The organism is Rickettsia endosymbiont of Polydrusus tereticollis (assembly GCF_964026385.1).
Classification (GTDB): domain Bacteria; phylum Pseudomonadota; class Alphaproteobacteria; order Rickettsiales; family Rickettsiaceae; genus Rickettsia.
In genome coordinates, this window is sequence record NZ_OZ032142.1 from 1,773,851 (window position 1) to 1,796,340 (window position 22,490).

The window sequence follows — 22,490 nt, forward strand, 5'->3', positions numbered from 1 at the left end:
TTCTCATCATTGATTCCACAATCTTATGATATGTTTGCATAAAGTACTATCCTGTGGTGTTTTTTGTACAATTAGTCGTTCAAACATTTTATATACCCATATTAATTCTATTATAGTACAATGACATAAGAATTTTTAGTAGGAGCTTCACTGTTAGAAGGAAATATGTAACATTTTTATCATTTTATTAACGATAAGTTAAAATTGATAATATATGTAGAAGATTTAAAAAGTTTGTTTTTTTCATAAGCTATTATCATCATAACTATATTCTACAAATTGAAAATTGAACTCATTAGATAATCTGCGAATTACATAACCATATTTGCCACTTATCCAATCTCTCATAAAATTAGTAGGAGCTTTTAAGATTAAAGTTTTAGTATCTAGATTTTCCTCTGCTATAAGTTTAGAGAACCAAGCTTTATCTATATCTAATCCTAGCTCCTCTATTAATCCTTTTCTAATCTTATACCAAGAACTATTCTTATCTACTGCTCTTAATGGATATTGGTTTGTCTCATCGCTACTTTTATCTTTTGATTCCCGCAAGCTTAAGTTGTTACGTTTAAATGAATTAAAGATAGAATTATTTTTGTTTGTTTCTGATATACTATTGAATTTATCGTTAATTTCATTTGGATTTATGATCTGAATATCAATATCGTTTCCATAAACTGATTTGATAGCATTTTTAAGTATTTCTTCTTTTCTTGTTGTAAGGACTATTTTGTTACGGAATTCGATACTAAAGACACTGTCACAATAACTAAAATAGCTATTTATTAGTATTTCATAAGCTTTTTTATTTTCAAGTAAACCAGCTATTTTACGTTTGAGTTGCATTTCATAACTTGTGTCATAACTATTTTCTACTTCAGTTAGGAATCTTTCTATAGTTTTAAGATCAGGCTCATTATTGTTTTTTGTTGCATTATTATTCAAATTATAACTAAGTCTGAATGTTTCGTGGTTAACAAGTGGTCCTTGATGTAATTCATATTTAAAAGCTTTGGTCATGTATTTTTTCATATGATTTTTCGTGGCGAATTTATTCTCTGGGAATTTTGAGATAAGCTTCAGCATGAGCTGATTGGCAAAATTGGTAGAGAATTCCCTACCAGAATCCCAATTAATAGAACATACTTCTCCTTTGGTTAGGGGATAGTAACATTTCAGGGTTTTATTTTGATCGTAACGTTTTACCTTATTTGCCTTTGCATTACTTTCTACAGCGGTTTTTTTTATTGTGGTGTTTGTTTCTGTACGTATTGCCGTGTCTCTTGTTTTGTCTGTAGCATTACAGAAAACTCTGTTTCTTTTATTCCTTTCTTTTGTTATATCATCATTGATGGTTCTAGAACCAAGCTCAGAGTGAATGTTGGATGAAGAAGGTGAAGTATCTATAACATCCTTAATAGAATTTTTATAAAATTTAGATGGAAATGAGCAAAGCTCATTTTCTAAATGCCAAATATTTGATGTTTGCTCTAACGTTGGTGGACTATCAAGATTATTTTCATTAGTTTGCTCATTTATATAATCTATATTTTTAATACTAATTCTTTTTTCTTTATTCTTTATTATTATGGCGTACAAATTTGCACTACTAGGCTTACAAATTTGCACTCCCGTCTCAGAAGCTGTATAAGTATAAGGTTTTTCAGTAGATTTTTTAGAATCTGCAGCTTCAATTTGGCAATTAGGTATTACAAGTGGATTAATAGAGATAGTAAATATAGATTTATCATATCTATTGCTATCGATATCATCTGAATTTGTATATTTGTGTTCTGCTGTTATAAAAAAATCAGGAGCTTGGTTTTTGATATATTGCAATATGTTAAATAGAGTACGTTTACTGATATTATTTTTTTGTATTAATTCGCGAGATGTAGCAGCAAAAGATAAATTACCATTAATCCTATAATTCTTATAAGCAGTAATTACACAGTTAAAGAAGAAGAGCTTATATTTATTTGACATTGGATTATCAAATAAAGATTTAGCAAATTCTATGGTAATAGGTACATAAAGTTTAGTGCGCAGGATATGCTCAAGATTAGATTCATTAGCAAGTCTGCTACTATCTCCGTTATGCTTATCAGGTTCATATTTAATGTACTCATATAGATCATCAGGCAGCATTGGGATTATTTCATTTATTTTATCTGTGCCTTTTTTGGTCTTGCCTCTAGTAACTTGCAAAAGTCCTATCTGTTCAAGTTTTTTTGTTATCCTTAAAGCAATACTACGCATATTGCTTTTATTCTTGGACTTGTATCCAAGAAGTCCTGCTATTTTCTCTGAAGAATAGATGATCGATTCTTTACCTTTGCTTAAGGTTGACTGATATAAAGCTAACACTTGAGAGAAAAATACTATGTCCCGAGGTGAGAGTTCTTTGGAGTATTGCCTTAAGATCACTTCAAATAAACAAGGAATTATAGAGATATATTGTTTATTATTATCAGGAGTTTCTTTCCTATTTTGATTTAAAGAGCTGAATAATTCAGGATCATTTGGTAAAATAGGTAGTTGAGTTTGTAATAAGTTCATTATTTGAACTCCTTGTTAAAATTGTTAAAGAACTCATCCAATCCCTCTTCCTCATCCCAAGCTTTTCTGATCTCTAAATTAGCTAAAAGGAGTCCAATATCTTTTTTCATCTCCATTTGTGTTTTAGCAATCATTCTTAAATAAGTTTCAAAGCGTCTATTATTGTTAGCAGTACTAGTCATGGAGGACATCATCATACCTGATAATGCACGGATACTGCTTTCTATATTCTGTAACTTGGTGTTGATTTCAGGAAGACTCATATTAATACCCTCCTGCAGCTTGAAACTGCGAAGAATGGCTCAAGCAAACGAACCGACAAATGAAAGGCACTAATTGTAAGCAACAGTGTAATCTAGATGTAAAAGATGCTAGATTGTTAGAATTTTGCTTGAATAGATGATTTGTTGAGAATTTGGTATGTTCAAAAGATAACAGGGACTTGATTTTGTGAAGGATATATGTTAGATTCATGGTACGATACCTTTGCTTAAGGTTAGTTACAGATCCAGCAAGTACATTAAACCGGCAAAAGTTAGATAGCACTTGCTAGGATCATTTAGTTATTTAGATTGATATTTCACATTACATCTAGTATTAATCTATTGCATTTAATATGTAGTGTCAATACAAAATAATCTACGGCAGATTATCCCCGACTTTATCCTTTATAGAATTATATAATTTTTCAATCTCGGGATAATCTATAGATAATAAATCCTTTTCTTTTTTAATAGATTCTATACCCCTAAACAGTAAATAATTGAGTATTACTAAGTCAAGTCCACGGCATATATGTTTTATTTCATCTTCTATTCCTTTTAAGATAGCAAAATTTTTAGCTACATAAGGGTAATTTTTTCTGTTTAATCTGCCATTTACAAATAAAATTGGTTGTAAGGAAGAGTTAGCCTTATGTTCTATTGGATTATCAATTTCTTTTTGTGCAGCTTTTAGTCTTTCTGCAATATTCAATGTACTAATTATACCTCTGTTTGACATAAGCTCCTCGTATTTGTGTTAAGAGACTGTGATAACATTATAAAATATAGACCCCGAAATCCTGATACTTTCGTTCTCAAATTAGAAAATTTGAAACAAAACATTCGTTTTGTAACAGTTTCATTAAGTACTGTATAATACAATAATATACACATTTGTACAATATAATTATACCTTTAATCGCTTTTGGGCTGTATTCTCCGCTGCTTGTGACATAATATAAAGGGAGGATTACTGGATGACCGCATATATAACTACATAAGCGGTTATTAATGAGAAATTAGTCAGGACAAAGAATATAATAAACTGCATACATTAGGATTATCAGTTATTTTTCTTCTAAAATACCTTGTTGTCCGCAGCGGGGATGTTTTTTACTTTGCTTATCAACTCTTTTATAAGAGAAGAATATTGTAGATGATTATTGCAAAAAGGTTTGTACTCTCCTATCCATTGTCCTTTTTTCTGGCATTCTATCATATCTACGCTATTACTTATATCTGTTTCAAAATATAAGTTTGTTTCAGCAAGCTGTTTTAATAATTCTTTAGTAGATTTGGTATTTTTTGTTGTTCTACTTGCTAAAAATGAATATGGCTTGTTAGCCATTATTGCTACAGATGCTGATTGGTTCAATGAATTTTTATCTAGTTCAGAAACGGAGCATGGTATTATAATGAAATCAGAGAGAATTGCAGCTTTTAGTGATGCAGCCTGCATATTGGGTGGAGTATCTATTATTATAAAATCATACTCTAAACTTAATTTATGCAGCGTGTCTTTGGGATTATCTTCGTATAATGGTATCACATGTTCTCTTAAAGAATTTCCTAAGTCAGACCAATATATAGCATCCGGCTTATCTTTGTCCATGTCGCATAGTACCACTTTGTATCTACATTCTAGTAAGGCACCAAGAAGATTAATACTAGTAGTAGTTTTAGTTGCTCCACCCTTAGTTTGTATAACGGATACTATATAAGCCATAATTTTGCTTTATGTTACTAGTTTATATTGTGTTGTATTGTACAGACTTGTACATAATGCTACAAACTTATTAATTATTAATACTGTTTTCTGAAGAAATCCTGTTAATCATTTCATCAATAGATATTTTAAAATAATCTGCTACAGCAATAATGACTGGTGTAGTTAATGTCCTTGTTGCAGTAGTATCTGTAATAAATTGTTGAATTACTGAGTTATGAAAACCAAGATCGCAAGATAATGTATAAGGATTTAAACTGTGCTTCTCAATATTCAAACATAAAAAATTATGTATCTCTTGATTATAATTTTCTAATACATAATTAACATTATAATATTCATTATTATTGATGTAATTTGTACGGTTCAGGATTTCATCTATAGGGCTATAAAAATAGCTAGCTATTTTTATAATAGTATCAAATTTAGTGTTATTACGTTTGCTATTTAGTATACAACATACAGTGTTATAACTAATATTACTTTCTTTTGCAAAATTCTTACTACTAATTTTATGTAATTTGAATTTTTTCTCTAAAAACTTTTTTACATTAAACGCAATATTCATACATTCTCCAGAGTAGATTTAAAAATAATCTGCCATGGATTATTTTTGTATTGACACTACATATTAAATACAATAGATTAATACTAGATGTAATGTGAAATATCAATCTAAATAACTAAATGATCCTAGCAAGTGCTATCTAACTTTTGCCGGTTTAATGTACTTGCTGGATCTGTAACTAACCTTAAGCAAAGGTATCGTACCATGAATCTAACATATCTTGATAATATTCGCAATAAACTAGTAGCATCTGTACAAAACAATACTACTCAATATTGCACTAATTTTTCCAATCACAAATCATTAAAATCACGTCTCAAGCAAGTTGCTACAGTGTCATTAATATTTTTATCAATGGTAACAGGAGAAGTATTTGCAGGAGACAAGTTACCGAAAAGCAAAGCCTCAGCAGGTAGGAAGAAAGAAGCTACATTTGAAACAATTAGCTTAAGTAACGCATTACCGGATGTGGTTCCTAGTTTTCCTCTGCCTGATCTAGTACCATCAAATCCGCCAGTACCATCAATGCCACCTGTTGCCCCAGAAATACTGTGTTTACTTGGGAGTGCTAGCAGTAATGCTCCAAAGCAAAAGACAGGCTTTATGCGAATAATAAGGTAAGGAGATTGAACAATGTTATACAAAATAATACTAGCCTTACTAATGAGTTTAGAGTTGGTAGTTGTATTGATATCCCTAAAATATTTACACCGGAGCAATGTGATTAGTAAAGAATTTGCAGCAATTTTTGACAGTAGCAGAGAAGAGGTAAAGAAATTATTTCAGGAGATTAAGGAATTATCAGAGATAAGTAGTAAGAAGGAGAATTATATCTTGCATATGAAGTTTCATGCAGAGGAGACACAAATGTATGTAAGGTTGATATATAAGGAGTTACAAAAGGAGGGTAATAAGTGTTTATTAAAGAAGTTAGATGTTTAGCCTAAGACAGAATATCAAAATAAGTAAGATCAGTTAACAAGTAATAAAATTATAAGAATAAGAAGTTTGGTTTAAGGATGAGGTAAAATATGCAGAATCAAAGAGGCAATATCAACCCAAGAATAATTGATGGGATTAGTCAGGGAATTCAAAGCTTATTGCAAGAACACGCACAATGTCAGGAGCAAAATATGGGACTTGTTATATGCAGTAAGTTAATAAATTTAATGCCGGATAATGGTTATGTTTATTACTATCGAGGATATTTATTAGATGATTTGGGGAGATATAAGGAGGCATTAGAGTCGTTTAATAAAGCGATTGCAATAGATGCAACTAATGCAGATTTTTATAGTGGACGAGGTGATATTTTATCTACCATGAGAAGGCTTGAGGAAGCTGTGATGTCGTATGATATATCAATAGCCCTTGATGCGAGTAATGCGAAGGTTTTGCACTATCGTGGTTTAGCTTTGTATGATCTAGGAAGATATAAGGAAGCATTAAAAGATTTTGTACAAGCAATTAAGTTAGAACCTAGTGAGGAAGTATATTATGTTAATCGAGATTTAGCTATTCAAACGATAATGCAAATTGCCTATTAAATAGTTCTGTTTTGTGGTTTTTTAGGAATTTTAGAGGTAACTTGCTCAATATCTGCATTAGATTTGGGATATGATTTGAGTAGATCAGAAACTTGTTTGGGTGATTCTATATTTTGCAGGGTATTTTGTGCGGAATCAGCTATAGTTTAGGACTATAGCAAGTATCGAATTAGGTTTTTCTGGATATTCTGCCAATCATTTCATCAACTGAGATTGCAAAATAGTCAGCAAGAGCTACGATAGGAGCAGTACCTAAGTTTGACTGTATATTTTTACGATTTTGGTTCACAAAATTATCAATAACGGCAGCACTAAAGCCGATATTAAGGCCTAATTTATAGGCAGGTAAATTATGTTGTTGCATTTTATGACAAATAAAGTTTCTTAAATTTGTATTGTAATCATCAATAGTTAAATTTTGAAATTGTATTATTTCATTAAATTTTTTAAGTACATATTTTTTCCTTCCTACCATTTCATCAATAGAGCAATTAAGGTAATTAGCAATTTTCAGTAAAGAATTAAGAGCAGGATTAGTTTGTGTAGCATTTATAAGATTAATAAGTGAGGTATAGGGTAATCCACATTCTTGAGCAAAAGCTTTACGTGTTAATTTAAGTTGAAAAAGTTTTTTATATAAGAATTGTTGTATTTTTTTAGGTAAGGTCATGATAGTTTAATTTAATTAACAATGATTATTAATATAATAGATATTACTATTGACATTAGTAAATATATATATCTAACATATTAATACTTATTAAATTAATAAAATACAATTAAAAGAGGATAATCTATGTGTGTAAAGCTAAAAAAAGAAAATAATAGAGCATTATGTAGCGAGGAAAGAACAACGAAAATAGCAAAATATATAATATTGGTAGGTTTTATAGCATTAGTTTCTTTTGATGCAAATGCAGCATGGGATTTAAGTAAGCAGCTTGGGGATAGTATAGTAACTCCTGTAGCTAAAGCATTTAAAGACTGGGTTTCTGTTATTATCGGGATGGCAGCAGGAGGAGGTCTTGCTCTTGGAACGCAAGGAGATTTAAGAGAAAGATCAAAAGTAGCCGGCATTGGTTTTTTAGGCGGTTACGGTGTAATTGAGGTGATCAAAGCCATGAGCGGCATATAGAGATAGTATGACAATATCAGGAGCATAGAGATATGGAAAAAGTAAGATTTAATGAATGCTTAAATAAAGAGATACGATTTTTCAACATCTCGATTGGAGTAATTCTTGGTAGTTGTGTGACAGGTATTGCTGTTTGGGCGTTAAAGAATTTACTTTTTGGTGCGGCGGCGAGCGTTGTTGGTGCAGTTATCGGGAGTTTTTTGATGAAGGAGTATATGGGGGGCAATATCCAAAAGAATTTATATTGGAAGTGGCTAGGAGTAAGTTTTGTGCTTGGGGGGCATATACCTTCATCATACCAGCGAAGAATATTTTAAATAACAAATAGTATCCGCAAAAAATAAGAAACAAAAAACATAATGCAAGAAAAAATATTAAGTGATCAAGTGAAGATATTAACTAAGCAAAGAGGTTTATTTTTAATCTTAACCTTGATGCTTAGTTTCATTTGTTGTGGTTTAACATTGAAGCTAATCACTACCCGGGATAAGACAATATTAGTACCGGGACTTGCTCAAGAAGTATGGCTCGGAGAAGGCAAAGTATCAGAGAGTTATATAGAGGAGATAAGTTTAATGTATCTATCAATGCTACTTGATTTAAATAAAGATGTCATAGGTTATAAGGAAGCATTAATCAGCAAATATATAAGTCATAGTAGTGCCAAATATATGAAAGCGATTAGACAGTATTTTTCGCATGCGAAGGAGCAATATAAGAAGTTTGGTTTATCTACATATTTTTCGGTTAAATCTTTAGCAGTTAATTCATCAGAAAACAGTGTAATTGCCAAAGGCGTATTAACTACAAAGTTTGGGGATCATGGCCTTGATATAAAAGAGGCATCATATTTTATGAGCTTTGATTTAGCAGGCAGTAGGCTGAGATTAAAGGAGTTTCATCATATTGAAAGCGAGGCAGATATTAAGAAAAAAGAAGAAGAATTAAAGGCTGAAGAGGATAATATGCAGAAAATAGAGGAGCAACTAAATAAGAGAAGAGGGGGTGATGAGAATAATTAAGGTAGTAGTATTTAGTATATATGCATTCATTATTTTAATAAGCCAAGGCTCATTTGCAGAGCAGATATATTGTTATAAGCAAGGACAAAAAATCAAAGCGGTCGTTAGCAAAGATCATTTAAATAGAATATGGTTTTCAGGCAAAGCTATTATTGAAGTAATAGGCGATAGTACAAAATACAAGATACTGCAAGACGCATCTTCTATGAATTTGTTTGTCACTCCACTGGCAGCGATTGGTGAAGATATAGAGATGGCTGTCATAGAAGCTGGCGGCCGTACGATTGATTTAAGTTTAAGGGTATCAGATAGTTCAGGTCAGCTAATTTTTATAGAAGAGAAGAAAGATTGTTATTCTAAGAGTACAGATAAGGGGGAAATAGCAAGATTAATGCGATATATGCATTCAGGCAAGGTCGATAAATACATTGTAAATATCAATAAGAGACAAATTCATACATTAGAGTCCCAAGGACTAAAAATAAGACAAGATTTTTCTTATAGATATGGTCCTTATGTAGGAGCCAAATTAACTATAGCTAACATGAGGTGGTACCCTTTGTCTAGACAAATTTTTTAAATTTTAGAGGTGTAATTCTCCTGTATTAATGTATTGGTTTTTCAAAGTAAAGTTTGCATTTTCTATGTCATATAGCCTCTTGATAATTTTCTAGTTTTTCTGCAAAATGTATCATTTCAGGTGTCTTATATTCAAGCGATTGATGAGGTCTTTGCTGATTATAAAATTCTATATAATCTCTGATAGCTATCTTTGCTTCACGTACTGTTTCAAGATCAAAACGATAAATCTTCTCTTGTTTCAAAGATCGCCAAAAACGTTCAATAAATACATTATCTAAGGCTCTGCCTTTGCCGTCCATACTAATAGCTATGCCTTGTTGCTCAAGTATTTGAGTAAAATCTTTTGATGTAAATTGTACTCCTTGATCCGTATTAAAAATGTCAGGCTTGCCATGTATAGATATTGCTTCATTTAGAGCTTCAATACAAAAATCATTTTCTAAACTAATCGACACCCGCCAACTCAAAATATAACGACTATACCAATCCATTATAGCAACCAAATATACAAAACCTTGCTTTAATCTTATGTAAGTAATATCTGCACAGTAAACTTGATTGGAGCAAACCACCTCTATATTATTTAATAGATATGGGTATACTTTATGAGCCTGATTCCTACGGCTTAAATTAATCTTTGGGTATACTGCTTCAATACCAAGTATTTTATAATATTTTCTTATCATCTTACGACTAACATTTAACCCTTCGGATTTTAGGACATGAGACATTCTTCTAGTACCATAATAGGGATGCTCTGTAAAAATCTCATCAATTCTGTTCAGTACTCTATACTCCTTATCATCTAAGGTATTCCTAGCTCGGTAGTAGTAACTTGAGCGGTTTAAATCTAAAAGTTTGCATTGTCTTGCTATGGTTAAATTTGAAGCATAACTTATCATTTTTTTCCTAACCTCTAAATCCAAAGATACTAGATTTTTTTTTAAGCCAGTCTCTTTCAACTGTTAACTGGCCTATTTGCTCAAATAATGATTTAATTAAATCTTCTTGGCCGGTATCTTGTTGTTTAGATTTCGATTTAAATCCAGAAACCATAAAATCTAAAGCTTCTTTCTTCCATTTATAAATCTGATTAGCGTGAACACCATATTTGCTGGTAATTTGAGCTATAGTCATTTCTCCAGATATTGCTTCAATTGCTATTTTTGCTTTTTCTTCTGCACTATATTTTTTAACTTGTTTTTTCATTTTTTGCTCCTTTTCCTAGGAGATATTATACCTACTTTTCTCTATTTTCTTGTCTAGTTTTTGGGTACCATTATAACATCTCTGCAGGAATATTTAAAAAGGGCAAAAATATAGAGCTTACTGATTGTATTTTAAAGCAGATATTCGAAGGCGAGAATGTAATGATCAGGAAGGATTGTAGCATATTACGCCCAGGGCGTAATTGCGGTGTATTGGTAGCCTTGAAGGAGGTGGAGCGTGATTAATTTAAAAGAAATATTTAAAAATATCAAAAAAAATAGAACGGTTGCCGTAGCGTCTGAAGGTGAGGCAATTGAAAGCACAACTGTTGCTACGTTTCGGAAAGCACAGGAAAGGAGATGGTTATATGTCTGTCTGTGTATTTTAGGAGTGCTTGGCATTGCTATTAAGTTACAAGGCGGAAGTAGTGGTAAGATTAAGCATGAGGAAAAAGTGACTGACGAAAGAGGTAATATAGCATTATCATTTGATAATACGGACGGGAATAAAATATGGCAGAATCATTTTGAAGACAAGCTCCGTAATAGTCAGCATGAGCTGCAAGAGAAAGTAGAAAGTTTAATACGTGAAATGCAGGCGAAAGAAGCAGAGGAGAGAAAACATCGGGAGCAAGAACTGCAAAAAATGGCTGAGCAATTAAAATTTGCCCAGGATGAATTAAAAAGTGCGGCACTTGAGTTAAAAAGAGTCAGTGATATGCAAGAAAGTAATAGATATGAACAAGAAGCAGTAATTAGAGGAGGAGAGATCAATTCAATAAAATTTGGCAGTAATGTGCAGTGGGATAAACCAAAAAATATACGCGAGTGATGTGGCTATAGTATTCCGGACAGTTAGTATGAGACAATATTAACAGAAAGGAAATACAGTATGACAAAAACAAAAATGTATTCTAGTGAATTTAAAGAATCAGCAGTTAAATTGGCAACTGAATCGAAGCGACCTGTTATTCAGACTGCAAAAGAATTAGGTATCAGTAAGAATACTTTATATAGTTGGATAGATAAATATTCTAAACAATTTGAAGAATCAATAACAAGAACAGATGAACATCTGTATGATGAATTAAAAAGATTAAAGAAAGAGCTGGTGATAGTAACACAGGAGCGTGATATACTAAAAAAGGCTGCAGCGTACTTTGCAAAAGAGTCCCTGTAAGGTATGCATGGATAAAGAAGCATCAAGATGATTTCTCAATTGCAATTATGTGCAAATGTATGAAGGTATCACGTAGCGGTTATTATGAGTGGTTAAATAACCCTGGATGCAATAGGGATAAAGAAAATAGAGAATTAACCTGTAAGGTTAGAGCTATTTTTCAGGAAGGTAGACGAAATTATGGATCTAGACCCATTAAAAAGGCTTTGTTGAGGCAAGGCATAATTGTTAGTCGTAGGAGAATTACAAGACTAATGAATGAAGCTGGCTTAGTATGTAAAACTAAGTATAAATTTAAAGCAACTACTGATTCTAAGCATAATAAGCAAGTTGCTCCTAATTTATTGGATAGACAGTTTAAAGTTTCTAATGTTAATTGTTATTGGGTTGGTGATATCACCTATATCCCAACTGGAGAAGGATGGTTATATTTAGCAACAGTTATTGATCTATTTTCTAGAAAAGTAATAGGCTGGTCAATGAATAGTAATATGAAAGCTGATTTAGTTAATAATGCTTTGCTAATGGCAATATGGCAACGTAAACCACCTAAAAAGCTTATTTGGCATACTGATAGAGGTAGCCAATATTGTTCTGATAGTCATTTAAAACTTATAAAACAACATGGTATTATACAGAGTATGAGTCGTAAAGGAAATTGCTGGGATAATGCTGTTGCTGAAAGCTTTTTTCATACTATAAAAACAGAATTAATTTATCAACATAAATTTAAAACTAGGGAGGAAGCAAAACATGCTATATTTGAATATATAGAGGTATTTTATAATCGTATAAGAATGCATTCTGCTAACGATTATCTATCACCAGTACAATACGAAAAAATACAAAAATGTGCGTAAAAAACTGTCCGGAAAACTGTTGACAGATCACGAGTTTGTGCCAGAGACTAGTTTTGTGAGCGGTTATACTTTAGGCGGAATTGTGACTTCTACTGGGATTAATACGGCAAGTGAGAATGCAACGCCGGTAGTAATAAGATTAAGCAGTAGAGGCAACTTACCAAAAAACATCAATGTAGATATTAGCAAATGTAGAATACAAGGTAGTAGTTACGGGGATATCTCTAGTGAGAGAGTTATTATTCGGGCTGAGAAATTAATTTGTATTGATCCAAAAACGGAATTAGTCACTACAAGTGACGTAATAGGGGTTGTGCATGGTGATGATGGTATGAACGGTATTAAAGGCAAGGTAATTGCCACAAGCAATAGACATATCAAAAATGCCTTTATCGGTAGTATGTTAAGCGGTCTTGCATCAAGTAGTAAAGGAGTTGAAGGGTTAACACTTACGTCTCTTGGTGCGGTAAACACAAAACGTCAAGGTTTTAAAGATTTAACAGGTCAGGGATTGTTAACCCGGATATTGCATGAAGTGAGATTTAAAGTAAGAAATTGAGTAATTTATAATATTAGCAATGATACTTTTGTAAAAATTTTGCCAAAAAGTGCTTTGAAGCCGTTATTTTCAAATTTTAGATGTAATGCCCCTTACCCCATTTTTTCTAAGCACCGGGAACAGTGCTAATCTAGGTTATTCTAATGCTAATTTCTTCATCACATGATTCCATACCTGTCGGTAAGGATATGATGAAGATAACAAAAACTTAATACGCCTAGTATTACGGATAATTACTACCCCAATTTTTAATAATTTTAAACGTATTGTACCTATTTGTGCTTTTGCTAATGCACTACCTTGTAATAAATTACCTCTGATATATTCTACTAAAGTGTATGCAAGACCCGATAAAATCATTCTGAGCTGATTAGCCCACCATCTATGACAAGAAGTACGATCTGCAAATAATTCTAGTTGTTGCTCTTTTATACGGTTTTCCATATCACCACGACCACAGTAAACTTTGTCGTATAAATCTTCAGGTTTATCTGATAAATTAGTTACTATATACCTTGGATTTTCTCCAAGCATTGTCATTTCTGCCTTACCAATTATTCTACGTTCATGACTCCAACTACCAGCCTTATATGGAAACTCACTAAAAAGACGTTGCTTTTCTTGGGTTATAATAAATGCTGCTTTTGACTTCTCCATTGTAGGTTTCAGTAACTCATTTAGTCTGTTATTTTGGGGCATTCCTACAATATATTTTATATTATGAATATCACACCAATCAAACATCTGATGACGACAAAATCCACTATCACCACGAAAAATAATCTTTACCTCTGGCCAAGCTTGGCGAAAACGTTTTACTAACAATGATAATATTGCCCAAGAATGTTTTGCTTGATCCTGCTTTGACGTCCTAAGATAACTAACTAACAGATGCTTTCCACAAAAAACATACAAAGGTAAAAAGCAATTATGACCGTAATAACCATGATAAAACTTACCTTCCTGTTGCCCATGAATTTCATCATCCGTAGCATCAAAATCAAGTATTAGCTGCTTTGGTACTATTTTATGAGACTTAATAAATTTATCAAGCATTAGTTCATGCACTTTAATTGCAAAGTGTCTATCAGCATTGTTTTCTATACGACATAAGGTAGAACTACTTGCCATATCATCAATTGTTTCCATAGCTGTTTGCATAGCAGGACATTTTCGTAGATAATTGTGGTCATTTAAATCTTCATAACCTAATGCAATACCATAAATTCGTTGCCTCAGCATTGTTGCCATATTATGGGTAATTTTACTACCATCTCGTCTATCAGGAAATATTTTAGCAAGCTCCTCTGTTATACCAAGCCTTTTATCTGCTTCTCTTAATAACAACACACCTCCATCGCTACTAATATCACCTCCAGTGAAATTTATCTCTATTGTCCGATTTTTTACTTTGGAAAACTGGTAACTATATGCTATACAATTTGTCATGACAAAATCCTTTGTATTATTCTAATGAAATACCAGTATTATACAGCTTTACGAGGATTTTGTCTCCTATATCTCATGCAATATCCGGGTTAGAACCTTGTTGCTAACATTTTTTTATCGTCATATGCCGGAACTTATTAATAAAGGATATTTGTATATAGCACAGCCACCGCTTTATAAAGTAAAAAAAGGCAGCCAAGAACTTTATTTAAAAAATGAACAAGCACTGCAAGATTATCTAATAAAATCAACCATTAACGATGCCTCTCTGATCTTATCTGATCAAGAGCAACTAACAGCTCTAGATTTGGAAGAGTTTATTGCCAAGGTAATTAAATTTAACGGTTTGCTTGATCATGCCAGCAAAAAATTTAATCGCCCGATTGCCGAAAGTTTAGCCATTAATAATTTACTAAATAACGAAATATTTAATACAGAAAGGGCAGCTGATCTTAAAAAAGCCTTAGATATCTTAAATGCTACGCAAATCTCACTTGATAAAACTGTTTGGGAAGTTCTAGTTCATGAAAATAGTGTAGAATTTTTCCGTTTTAGTCGAGGCTTGAAGGAAAGTAAAATATTATTGCGGGAACAATTAGAGTCTTTTGAATTTGGGCAAATATCTAAAATGGCTCTTGCTTTCTCTAATATTTTCAAAAATCCCTTAAAATTTGTAACTAAAAATCAGGAATTTAATATATTAACTCCCCATCAGCTGTTAAATGTTATTATGGAATACGGTAAGAAAGGTATAACCGTCCAACGCTTTAAAGGTCTTGGTGAAATGAATTCCGAACAATTATGGGAAACTACCCTTGACCCTACTACCAGGACTTTATTACAGGTAAGAGTAACGGAAATTGACAGTGCCGAAGAAATTTTTTCAACGTTAATGGGAGATATAGTTGAACCGAGACGTCAATTTATCCAAGCGAATGCTTTAAATGTAGTAAATTTAGATGTTTAGGACATGAAAGATAAAATATCGAATTTTGTGGCGTTGGATTTCGGCAGTAGTAAAATTGCCTGTATTGCCGCTTATATCGGTAAAAAAGGCGAAACTAAGATAGTTAGCCAAAATTTACATCATTCTAGAGGCATTAAGTCAGGTATTATATTAGATTTAAAAAACGCAGAGAGCAGCCTTATTGGAGCAATTTACGCTTTGGAAAAAGACTGCGGTAAAAATATCAAAAAAGTAATTGTCTCTTTATCGGGAGCCGCTACTAAATCATATTATGTGAATTATAAAATAAAACTTGCAAATACAATTGTTTCAGACCAAGACGTTAAAAAATTACTACAAAAAGCATTATTAGAATTTAAAATTAAAGATCAAGAAATTATCCATTATTTTCCTATAGAATTCACCCTTGATAATAATGCGGTTGAAAACCCTATCGGCATGTACGGTAAAGAATTAGCTTGCGAACTGCATGTTATAGCCGCAAATAGCAATATGCTTTCAAATATCGTTAATTGTTTTGCTAAATGTCACGTTGAGGTTACTAACATCATACTCGCAATTTATGCCTCAGGAATTGCTTGTCTTTCGGAAGATGAGAAAAAACTCGGCTCTCTTATTATAGATATGGGAGATAAAACCACTTCCTTCGGTATTTTTTTTGCCGGCAAATTAATATATACGGCTCACGTAGATCTAGGGAGTTTTCATATTAGCTCCGACATCGCCAAAGTTTTTGGGGTGGATATTATCACGGCAGAAAAATTAAAAATTCTCTACGGTAATGCAATATTATCTTCATTTGACAAAGACTCTATTATCAATTTAGAAGATTTACAAATTGATAATCCTTATAATCTTAATACGGCAATCACTATTTACAAGCTTACCGAAGTAATCGGTCCTAGGGTAGAAGAAATATTAACCATGGTAAAAATAGAATATGATAAAGCAACAAAAGGTCAAATGGTTGTTTCTCGGACTATTATCACCGGCGGCGGGTCAATGCTTAGAGGAGTAAAGGAACTTGCTAGTAGAATTTTTGAGAGACAAGCTAGAATCGGCAAACCGGATATTATCGACGGCTTTGCCGAAGATTATAACCCGGCTATTTATTCTACAATTATCGGTATGCTAAAAATTCATGCCTTAAAACAACAAAAAGAATCTTTTTATATTGAATTAAACGAAAATACTAACCTACTTAAAAAACTTTTCCTGTGGTTGAAGGAGAATATTTAGTACCGGTATTTGGACCAGTGTTAAGGTAGCTGCGATGAGCCGCCATATTTAAACAGGGAATTCTTTAATCTTTTTTTCATACTCTGGTTGGCAGTCTACGAGTGATAATTTTGAATATATTTCAAGTGATTGACGACTCTCATGCCCCGAATAAGGTTGGATTAATGCATCATCCACGCCTTTTTTCTTCATCCATGTAAAAAGAAAATGCCGTAATTTATGTGGTGATATTGAGTTCTCAATGCCAGCTTCTTTTGTGTAATTCATTAATATTTTCCTAATACCTCGATCAGAATACGGTTTCTTCCAACTAGATTCAAATAGGTAAACTGTCTTATTTTTCTTTGCATTTTCAATGTGTACAGCTAATACTTCTGTAAATGCATTAGGAAACGGAACTATTCTATCTTTACTACCCTTTCCGTGGTTAATTCTAATTTGACAACTATCTAAATCTATATCTGATATTTTTATTTTTACCAATTCCGATACTCGTACCCCAGTATAAAGTAACGTCTTAATAATTACTACATGCTTCATATTTCTTGATTTCCATACAGCCTTATAATACTTACTAATTTCCTCTTCTGTTGGTACATAAGGTAATTTCTTTGTGGTGCTATTGTCTACTTTTACATCGAGTTCTTTACGAATATGTCTAAATAATTCTCTCAAGTAATTATAATCTGGTTGTTCCTTTTTTAAATCCTTCAAAAAGTATCTGGCTTTTTCTCTTACAGGAGTACGGTTTATTATTGTCATCGGTAATACCCCGACCCAGCTTGCGAATATATTAATATACGTTGGTTAAAATCAATTGGAAACAAGCCGTATGGATTAATATGCGTTGAAAGTAACGGTGTTAATGCCCTGTAATCTTCAGGAGTCAGTTTGTTTTGCCAGTGAGGCTCAGATAATACTTGCTGAATAATAAGAGTATTAATATAGACAATACAAGCTTGTAATAAATGTAGACATAATATTGATAATTCTTGATCACCAATATTGTTTGTTGTGAGCTCTCCTAGTTTCCCATAGAAAATAAAATCCATTATATAATTTAAGCGTTCTACTACATTCAACCCTTCATTGATTTCAATTCTAAGATCTTCTGAATCTAGGTATTTACATAGAAAAATACTTTTATTTGCTTTACCAATTTCTAACAAAGTTCTATATACAGGATGTTCGTAATTATTATTACTAAAACGTTTTACTAGTACATCAGGTTCTACAATACCCAATTTTAATGCTACAAGATGTTTAACGGCTTCATTGTAATTCTCCTCAATTAATTTCCAATTGATACCACCTTTAATTATTTCAGAAATATATTGGTATTTCCATTTATCTCCAGATGCAACCCCATAAAGTTTTTGTTTATTTATTGCTTTTAATCTAGGTAGTAAATCAAAATCAAGTAAGTAGCTAATAGCAAAACCTATCACACTTTGACCATGAGTATCAACAAATACTCTGTTCATGTTCATCTCTGTATCATGATCAATTATACCTTTAATCATTGACCCTACTTCTGAAGATGAACAACTTTTTAATTGTGAATAAATACATAATGATTTCTTATCGACATGCCAATAAATCATTACTCCTCGACCTTGATAACGGTGATGCCACTCATTAATAAGATTTTGATCCCAACTACTTATCTTTGTTGAATCGCATGCTACTGATGTTGTTGCTTCTCCCCAAATATCTGGATTACGTATTTTGAGAATATTGTTAATAATTAGACGAATAGAGTTTCTAACATTTGTAGCATTAATATACCTCTTCTTAATATAACGTAAATCGCTGTAATTAACATCACCATTGGCAATACTTATTCTCTTCAATCCTGTATTGCTACCTATACCATATAAACACAATAAAAGTCTTTTTCTAAGGCCTGACGGTTCAATACTACTACTTTTAGCAATAGTTTCCATTTGCCGTGTAAAATTGGTAAGTAGATCAGTTTCTTTTAAAATATCAATAAGGTTTATACTTGACCACCTACCTGTAATTTCCTTTTGTAGTGCAATGATGTTATTTGGATCTTTTTGTGCTTCTGATGGGGTAATAGTAATATTCTTCCCAACAGTACTTGTCTTGATTTTAACAAGATTATTATTAGGTATTTTGCTATTTAGATTTTCTAAACCCCTTTCTAAGGCATTTTGTAACTTTGTAATAAACTCCTTATCATCTAAAGGTAGACCAAGTTCTTGATAATATTGTTGCTTTTTTTGTTCAAAATCTTTTGGTATATCTTCTTCAGGATTTCTATATCGATAACTTCTTTTAATCCATATTGCTTTGAAGTTTAAAAAACGCTTCAATTCTTCTAAAACGGCAAGCTCATAGTTATATTTATTAACTTTAATCACATCTTTATCTACTTGAACAACCATTGGATGCCAATTTGTAGGTATTATACCTTCAATAGGCGGCTCCGTTTCATAATACTCTGAGTCTGATTCATTCCAGTACTTATTAATAAATTCAACAGCTTTCAAAATCGGTTGATAACTAGAGTGATCTTCTTTTAACTGAAAAGTTTGTAGTATTGGTAGTAGTGTGGTTCTACTTCCATACGCATACTTTGAATGAATCTTATTTTGTACCTGTTGTTGATACCATTTACCGCGTTGCTGTAAATCAGTAATTATTGCTTCTAGTTTTTCTTTAGAAACTTCAGGGTAAATCTTATCTTCAATTGTACTTTTAGGATTGTTAACTGATAAAGATGCTAATTTCTCTAGAATATCAAATTTTCCATCAACACGCTTAACCTCCTTTACAATATAGTTATCTACGTATTTTTCAGAACTAGAACGTATACGTTTTATAAGCTTAATTAATGTATCAGCTAAACTATCTAATATTAGCTGCAATCTTATATAACAGAATATTGCCATAGTCGCATATTTTGCCACAGGGCTAAACTCTAAAATATTACTAGGCGATAAAACCATGATACGATCATAATATTTCAGCAGTAATTTTCTATCTACTAAATCTACAATCGATTTGGGCAAAGTAATTTTTTTTAATAAAGCGATCTTATCCAAAGCAAAATTAACATTTTTTAGCCTAACCCCAGGTATATCATTTTTTAACTCTGATAATTCTATAATACCATTCTTTGACTGTTCGCTTTGTTCAAGGATTTGGTCAATCAAATAACAGTTATCTTGACTTAAACTTTTAACCCGGATATTGCATGAGATATAGGAGACAAAATCCTCGTAAAGCTGTATAATACTGGTATTTCATTAGAATAATACAAAGGATTTTGTCATGACAAATTGTATAGCATATAGTTACCAGTTTTCCAAAGTAAAAAATCGGACAATAGAGATAAATTTCACTGGAGGTGATATTAGTAGCGATGGAGGTGTGTTGTTATTAAGAGAAGCAGATAAAAGGCTTGGTATAACAGAGGAGCTTGCTAAAATATTTCCTGATAGACGAGATGGTAGTAAAATTACCCATAATATGGCAACAATGCTGAGGCAACGAATTTATGGTATTGCATTAGGTTATGAAGATTTAAATGACCACAATTATCTACGAAAATGTCCTGCTATGCAAACAGCTATGGAAACAATTGATGATATGGCAAGTAGTTCTACCTTATGTCGTATAGAAAACAATGCTGATAGACACTTTGCAATTAAAGTGCATGAACTAATGCTTGATAAATTTATTAAGTCTCATAAAATAGTACCAAAGCAGCTAATACTTGATTTTGATGCTACGGATGATGAAATTCATGGGCAACAGGAAGGTAAGTTTTATCATGGTTATTACGGTCATAATTGCTTTTTACCTTTGTATGTTTTTTGTGGAAAGCATCTGTTAGTTAGTTATCTTAGGACGTCAAAGCAGGATCAAGCAAAACATTCTTGGGCAATATTATCATTGTTAGTAAAACGTTTTCGCCAAGCTTGGCCAGAGGTAAAGATTATTTTTCGTGGTGATAGTGGATTTTGTCGTCATCAGATGTTTGATTGGTGTGATATTCATAATATAAAATATATTGTAGGAATGCCCCAAAATAACAGACTAAATGAGTTACTGAAACCTACAATGGAGAAGTCAAAAGCAGCATTTATTATAACCCAAGAAAAGCAACGTCTTTTTAGTGAGTTTCCATATAAGGCTGGTAGTTGGAGTCATGAACGTAGAATAATTGGTAAGGCAGAAATGACAATGCTTGGAGAAAATCCAAGGTATATAGTAACTAATTTATCAGATAAACCTGAAGATTTATACGACAAAGTTTACTGTGGTCGTGGTGATATGGAAAACCGTATAAAAGAGCAACAACTAGAATTATTTGCAGATCGTACTTCTTGTCATAGATGGTGGGCTAATCAGCTCAGAATGATTTTATCGGGTCTTGCATACACTTTAGTAGAATATATCAGAGGTAATTTATTACAAGGTAGTGCATTAGCAAAAGCACAAATAGGTACAATACGTTTAAAATTATTAAAAATTGGGGTAGTAATTATCCGTAATACTAGGCGTATTAAGTTTTTGTTATCTTCATCATATCCTTACCGACAGGTATGGAATCATGTGATGAAGAAATTAGCATTAGAATAACCTAGATTAGCACTGTTCCCGGTGCTTAGAAAAAATGGGGTAAGGGGCATTACATCTAAAATTTGAAAATAACGGCTTCAAAGCACTTTTTGGCAAAATTTTTACAAAAGTATCATTGCTAATATTATAAATTACTCAATTTCTTACTTTAAATCTCACTTCATGCAATATCCGGGTTAAATATCTTTTCAAAAAGTTTTTGTTCAAATTGATGCTTTGCTGAAGCAACATAACGATCCAACTGTTTTTTCTTGAATAGTACAATTTTATTTTGGTCAAAAAATAACCTAGTCTGCTCCATTAATAATTCATTAGATGGATAATGAGGTAGAATATTATTTGTTAGATATTCTGTAAATATTAAAACATCATTATTATTTGCTTGGCGATATCCCAGATATTTTCTAATATCCTGATGATATCTTTCTGCTGTTCTACCGCTCCAATTAAATTTTGAAAGAATAGACTCTTCAATATCCAACTCTGAAGCAATGGCTGATATTAATTTTAATGATATTGGTTTTTCTTCTGCTGCAGGGAATTTAATGTGAGACCGAAAATAAATTAACATTACTCCAAAAGCTAGTTGATTGATTTTACCAGTTTTTGTGTTGCATAGATTAAAATCTTCTAATGATAGTAAATTTGACATATATTATTTTGTATGTTCCTAGAATACCTAATGTCGGTACTATTTACGAACAATACTACCTATAATCAAATATTATTAGCTGTATCTTTTAATATAAATACTAAAAAGTGTCAACAATATTCTTTTAGGAACTTAAAATGTTGGAACTTTACATTAAATGTGGCGGCTCATCGCAGCTACCTTAACACTGGTCCAAATAGTGTTTTTAGCTATTTAAACGGTGTTTTTAGAATCGAATTCCGTAACAAAATAGTCCTTTTACAAGAAAAGAAGAAATACTTAAAAATGCTATCAAATCTGTCTATGGAAACGATATTGATATTCAGATTGTACTAAGTAATAAACCTAAAGCAGATCGAG

General features: G+C 32.0%; 24 protein-coding genes and 1 pseudogene. 13 read left to right on the forward strand and 12 right to left on the reverse strand.

The window, feature by feature from the left end; translation table 11 throughout:
- Window positions 1-243 precede the first annotated feature (243 nt).
- The 5 genes from AAGD48_RS08535 to AAGD48_RS08555 all read right to left on the reverse strand — a co-directional run bounded on the left by AAGD48_RS08535 (window position 244) and on the right by AAGD48_RS08555 (window position 5,116).
- Window positions 244-2,559: a DnaA N-terminal domain-containing protein gene (locus AAGD48_RS08535; RefSeq protein ID WP_341789709.1), complete on the reverse strand. Its 2,316-nt coding sequence runs from the start codon at window positions 2,557-2,559 to the stop codon at window positions 244-246.
- Window positions 2,559-2,822, reverse strand: a complete 264-nt coding sequence (locus tag AAGD48_RS08540; RefSeq protein WP_341789710.1) for a hypothetical protein — start codon at window positions 2,820-2,822, stop codon at window positions 2,559-2,561. The genes AAGD48_RS08535 and AAGD48_RS08540 overlap by 1 nt, the downstream gene beginning before the upstream one ends.
- A 376-nt stretch (window positions 2,823-3,198) precedes the next feature.
- Window positions 3,199-3,561: a hypothetical protein gene (locus AAGD48_RS08545; RefSeq protein WP_341789711.1), complete on the reverse strand. Its 363-nt coding sequence runs from the start codon at window positions 3,559-3,561 to the stop codon at window positions 3,199-3,201.
- A 339-nt stretch (window positions 3,562-3,900) separates the two neighbouring features.
- A complete protein-coding gene (locus AAGD48_RS08550; protein ID WP_341789712.1) occupies window positions 3,901-4,548 on the reverse strand; it encodes a ParA family protein in 648 nt (215 codons plus the stop codon).
- Window positions 4,549-4,618: 70 nt separating this feature from the next.
- Window positions 4,619-5,116 carry a hypothetical protein gene (locus AAGD48_RS08555; protein ID WP_341789713.1) on the reverse strand — a complete coding sequence of 166 codons (498 nt, stop codon included), beginning with the start codon at window positions 5,114-5,116 and terminating at the stop codon, window positions 4,619-4,621.
- A gap of 204 nt (window positions 5,117-5,320) precedes the next feature.
- Between AAGD48_RS08555 and AAGD48_RS08560 the strand changes: the two genes are divergently transcribed.
- From AAGD48_RS08560 to AAGD48_RS08570, 3 genes are all read left to right on the forward strand, one after another.
- Window positions 5,321-5,737: a hypothetical protein gene (locus tag AAGD48_RS08560; RefSeq protein ID WP_341789714.1), complete on the forward strand. Its 417-nt coding sequence runs from the start codon at window positions 5,321-5,323 to the stop codon at window positions 5,735-5,737.
- A 99-nt stretch (window positions 5,738-5,836) separates the two neighbouring features.
- Window positions 5,837-6,058: a hypothetical protein gene (locus AAGD48_RS08565; RefSeq protein WP_341789715.1), complete on the forward strand. Its 222-nt coding sequence runs from the start codon at window positions 5,837-5,839 to the stop codon at window positions 6,056-6,058.
- An 89-nt stretch (window positions 6,059-6,147) separates the two neighbouring features.
- Window positions 6,148-6,663 (forward strand): tetratricopeptide repeat protein, encoded by a 516-nt coding sequence (locus AAGD48_RS08570; protein ID WP_341789716.1) that lies wholly within the window; start codon window positions 6,148-6,150, stop codon window positions 6,661-6,663.
- Between the two features lie 169 nt (window positions 6,664-6,832).
- Here the strand turns inward: AAGD48_RS08570 and AAGD48_RS08575 are convergent, their stop codons facing one another.
- On the reverse strand, window positions 6,833-7,333 hold the full coding sequence (locus AAGD48_RS08575; protein WP_341789717.1) for a helix-turn-helix transcriptional regulator: 501 nt from the start codon (window positions 7,331-7,333) through the stop codon (window positions 6,833-6,835).
- Window positions 7,334-7,459: 126 nt separating this feature from the next.
- Between AAGD48_RS08575 and AAGD48_RS08580 the strand changes: the two genes are divergently transcribed.
- Genes AAGD48_RS08580 through AAGD48_RS08595 form a run of 4 tightly spaced genes read left to right on the forward strand, consistent with a single transcriptional unit; the run spans window position 7,460 to window position 9,400 of the window.
- Window positions 7,460-7,798 (forward strand): hypothetical protein, encoded by a 339-nt coding sequence (locus AAGD48_RS08580; RefSeq protein WP_341789718.1) that lies wholly within the window; start codon window positions 7,460-7,462, stop codon window positions 7,796-7,798.
- 32 nt (window positions 7,799-7,830) lie between these two features.
- Window positions 7,831-8,115, forward strand: coding sequence for a hypothetical protein (locus tag AAGD48_RS08585; RefSeq protein ID WP_341789719.1), 285 nt, complete (start codon window positions 7,831-7,833; stop codon window positions 8,113-8,115).
- Window positions 8,116-8,157: 42 nt separating this feature from the next.
- Entirely contained in the window at window positions 8,158-8,820 is a 663-nt protein-coding gene (locus AAGD48_RS08590) for a TraE/TraK family type IV conjugative transfer system protein (protein WP_341789720.1), read from the forward strand.
- On the forward strand, window positions 8,807-9,400 hold the full coding sequence (locus AAGD48_RS08595; protein WP_341789721.1) for a type-F conjugative transfer system secretin TraK: 594 nt from the start codon (window positions 8,807-8,809) through the stop codon (window positions 9,398-9,400). Before AAGD48_RS08590 ends, AAGD48_RS08595 begins: the two co-directional genes overlap by 14 nt.
- Before the next feature lie 67 nt (window positions 9,401-9,467).
- On the opposite strand, the gene AAGD48_RS08600 is transcribed toward AAGD48_RS08595, so the two are convergent.
- Both AAGD48_RS08600 and AAGD48_RS08605 read right to left on the reverse strand, forming a co-directional pair.
- Complete coding sequence (locus tag AAGD48_RS08600; RefSeq protein WP_341789327.1) at window positions 9,468-10,304, reverse strand: IS3 family transposase; 837 nt, start codon at window positions 10,302-10,304, stop codon at window positions 9,468-9,470.
- 7 nt (window positions 10,305-10,311) lie between these two features.
- Entirely contained in the window at window positions 10,312-10,611 is a 300-nt protein-coding gene (locus AAGD48_RS08605) for a transposase (RefSeq protein ID WP_045812944.1), read from the reverse strand.
- A gap of 237 nt (window positions 10,612-10,848) precedes the next feature.
- On the opposite strand from AAGD48_RS08605, the gene AAGD48_RS08610 reads away from it, so the two are divergent.
- From AAGD48_RS08610 to AAGD48_RS08620, 3 genes are all read left to right on the forward strand, one after another.
- A complete protein-coding gene (locus AAGD48_RS08610; protein WP_341789722.1) occupies window positions 10,849-11,442 on the forward strand; it encodes a hypothetical protein in 594 nt (197 codons plus the stop codon).
- A 60-nt stretch (window positions 11,443-11,502) separates the two neighbouring features.
- Window positions 11,503-12,650 (forward strand): IS3 family transposase gene (locus tag AAGD48_RS08615; RefSeq protein WP_410526007.1). Its coding sequence is split into 2 segments (ribosomal slippage): window positions 11,503-11,749 and window positions 11,749-12,650, totalling 1,149 coding nucleotides; the frame shifts between segments, so codons are not numbered across the junction.
- Window positions 12,651-12,669: 19 nt separating this feature from the next.
- A complete protein-coding gene (locus AAGD48_RS08620; RefSeq protein ID WP_341789691.1) occupies window positions 12,670-13,209 on the forward strand; it encodes a TraB/VirB10 family protein in 540 nt (179 codons plus the stop codon).
- Window positions 13,210-13,344: 135 nt separating this feature from the next.
- On the opposite strand, the gene AAGD48_RS08625 is transcribed toward AAGD48_RS08620, so the two are convergent.
- Window positions 13,345-14,658: an IS1380 family transposase gene (locus AAGD48_RS08625; protein ID WP_341789277.1), complete on the reverse strand. Its 1,314-nt coding sequence runs from the start codon at window positions 14,656-14,658 to the stop codon at window positions 13,345-13,347.
- Window positions 14,659-14,746: 88 nt separating this feature from the next.
- Here AAGD48_RS08625 and AAGD48_RS08630 point away from each other — a divergent pair.
- Both AAGD48_RS08630 and ftsA read left to right on the forward strand, forming a co-directional pair.
- A pseudogene (locus tag AAGD48_RS08630) lies at window positions 14,747-15,625 on the forward strand (DNA gyrase subunit B); the annotation flags it as partial.
- Window positions 15,626-15,628: 3 nt separating this feature from the next.
- Window positions 15,629-16,864, forward strand: a complete 1,236-nt coding sequence (ftsA, locus tag AAGD48_RS08635; protein ID WP_341789692.1) for a cell division protein FtsA — start codon at window positions 15,629-15,631, stop codon at window positions 16,862-16,864.
- Window positions 16,865-16,912: 48 nt separating this feature from the next.
- Here the strand turns inward: ftsA and AAGD48_RS08640 are convergent, their stop codons facing one another.
- Window positions 16,913-17,626 (reverse strand): tyrosine-type recombinase/integrase, encoded by a 714-nt coding sequence (locus AAGD48_RS08640; protein WP_341789693.1) that lies wholly within the window; start codon window positions 17,624-17,626, stop codon window positions 16,913-16,915.
- A complete protein-coding gene (locus tag AAGD48_RS08645) occupies window positions 17,623-20,046 on the reverse strand; it encodes a Tn3 family transposase (protein ID WP_341789694.1) in 2,424 nt (807 codons plus the stop codon). The genes AAGD48_RS08640 and AAGD48_RS08645 overlap by 4 nt, the downstream gene beginning before the upstream one ends.
- 118 nt (window positions 20,047-20,164) lie before the next feature.
- Here AAGD48_RS08645 and AAGD48_RS08650 point away from each other — a divergent pair, with 118 nt between their 5' ends.
- On the forward strand, window positions 20,165-21,478 hold the full coding sequence (locus AAGD48_RS08650) for an IS1380 family transposase (RefSeq protein WP_341789277.1): 1,314 nt from the start codon (window positions 20,165-20,167) through the stop codon (window positions 21,476-21,478).
- A 160-nt stretch (window positions 21,479-21,638) separates the two neighbouring features.
- Here AAGD48_RS08650 and AAGD48_RS08655 read toward each other — a convergent pair whose 3' ends face one another.
- Window positions 21,639-22,130 carry a DUF4158 domain-containing protein gene (locus tag AAGD48_RS08655; protein ID WP_341789695.1) on the reverse strand — a complete coding sequence of 164 codons (492 nt, stop codon included), beginning with the start codon at window positions 22,128-22,130 and terminating at the stop codon, window positions 21,639-21,641.
- Window positions 22,131-22,490 lie beyond the last annotated feature (360 nt).

Excerpts from the sequence above, each read along its gene's own strand:
- AAGD48_RS08535 (WP_341789709.1), bottom strand. The coding sequence starts at position 2,559 with ATGAACTTATTACAAACTCAACTACCTATTTTACCAAATGATCCTGAA.
- AAGD48_RS08540 (WP_341789710.1), bottom strand. The coding sequence starts at position 2,822 with ATGAGTCTTCCTGAAATCAACACCAAGTTACAGAATATAGAAAGCAGT.
- AAGD48_RS08545 (WP_341789711.1), bottom strand. The coding sequence starts at position 3,561 with ATGTCAAACAGAGGTATAATTAGTACATTGAATATTGCAGAAAGACTA.
- AAGD48_RS08550 (WP_341789712.1), bottom strand. The coding sequence starts at position 4,548 with ATGGCTTATATAGTATCCGTTATACAAACTAAGGGTGGAGCAACTAAA.
- AAGD48_RS08555 (WP_341789713.1), bottom strand. The coding sequence starts at position 5,116 with ATGAATATTGCGTTTAATGTAAAAAAGTTTTTAGAGAAAAAATTCAAA.
- AAGD48_RS08560 (WP_341789714.1), top strand. The coding sequence starts at position 5,321 with ATGAATCTAACATATCTTGATAATATTCGCAATAAACTAGTAGCATCT.
- AAGD48_RS08570 (WP_341789716.1), top strand. The coding sequence starts at position 6,148 with ATGCAGAATCAAAGAGGCAATATCAACCCAAGAATAATTGATGGGATT.
- AAGD48_RS08575 (WP_341789717.1), bottom strand. The coding sequence starts at position 7,333 with ATGACCTTACCTAAAAAAATACAACAATTCTTATATAAAAAACTTTTT.
- AAGD48_RS08580 (WP_341789718.1), top strand. The coding sequence starts at position 7,460 with ATGTGTGTAAAGCTAAAAAAAGAAAATAATAGAGCATTATGTAGCGAG.
- AAGD48_RS08585 (WP_341789719.1), top strand. The coding sequence starts at position 7,831 with ATGGAAAAAGTAAGATTTAATGAATGCTTAAATAAAGAGATACGATTT.
- AAGD48_RS08590 (WP_341789720.1), top strand. The coding sequence starts at position 8,158 with ATGCAAGAAAAAATATTAAGTGATCAAGTGAAGATATTAACTAAGCAA.
- AAGD48_RS08595 (WP_341789721.1), top strand. The coding sequence starts at position 8,807 with ATGAGAATAATTAAGGTAGTAGTATTTAGTATATATGCATTCATTATT.
- AAGD48_RS08600 (WP_341789327.1), bottom strand. The coding sequence starts at position 10,304 with ATGATAAGTTATGCTTCAAATTTAACCATAGCAAGACAATGCAAACTT.
- AAGD48_RS08605 (WP_045812944.1), bottom strand. The coding sequence starts at position 10,611 with ATGAAAAAACAAGTTAAAAAATATAGTGCAGAAGAAAAAGCAAAAATA.
- AAGD48_RS08625 (WP_341789277.1), bottom strand. The coding sequence starts at position 14,658 with ATGACAAATTGTATAGCATATAGTTACCAGTTTTCCAAAGTAAAAAAT.
- ftsA (WP_341789692.1), top strand. The coding sequence starts at position 15,629 with ATGAAAGATAAAATATCGAATTTTGTGGCGTTGGATTTCGGCAGTAGT.
- AAGD48_RS08640 (WP_341789693.1), bottom strand. The coding sequence starts at position 17,626 with ATGACAATAATAAACCGTACTCCTGTAAGAGAAAAAGCCAGATACTTT.
- AAGD48_RS08650 (WP_341789277.1), top strand. The coding sequence starts at position 20,165 with ATGACAAATTGTATAGCATATAGTTACCAGTTTTCCAAAGTAAAAAAT.
- AAGD48_RS08655 (WP_341789695.1), bottom strand. The coding sequence starts at position 22,130 with ATGTCAAATTTACTATCATTAGAAGATTTTAATCTATGCAACACAAAA.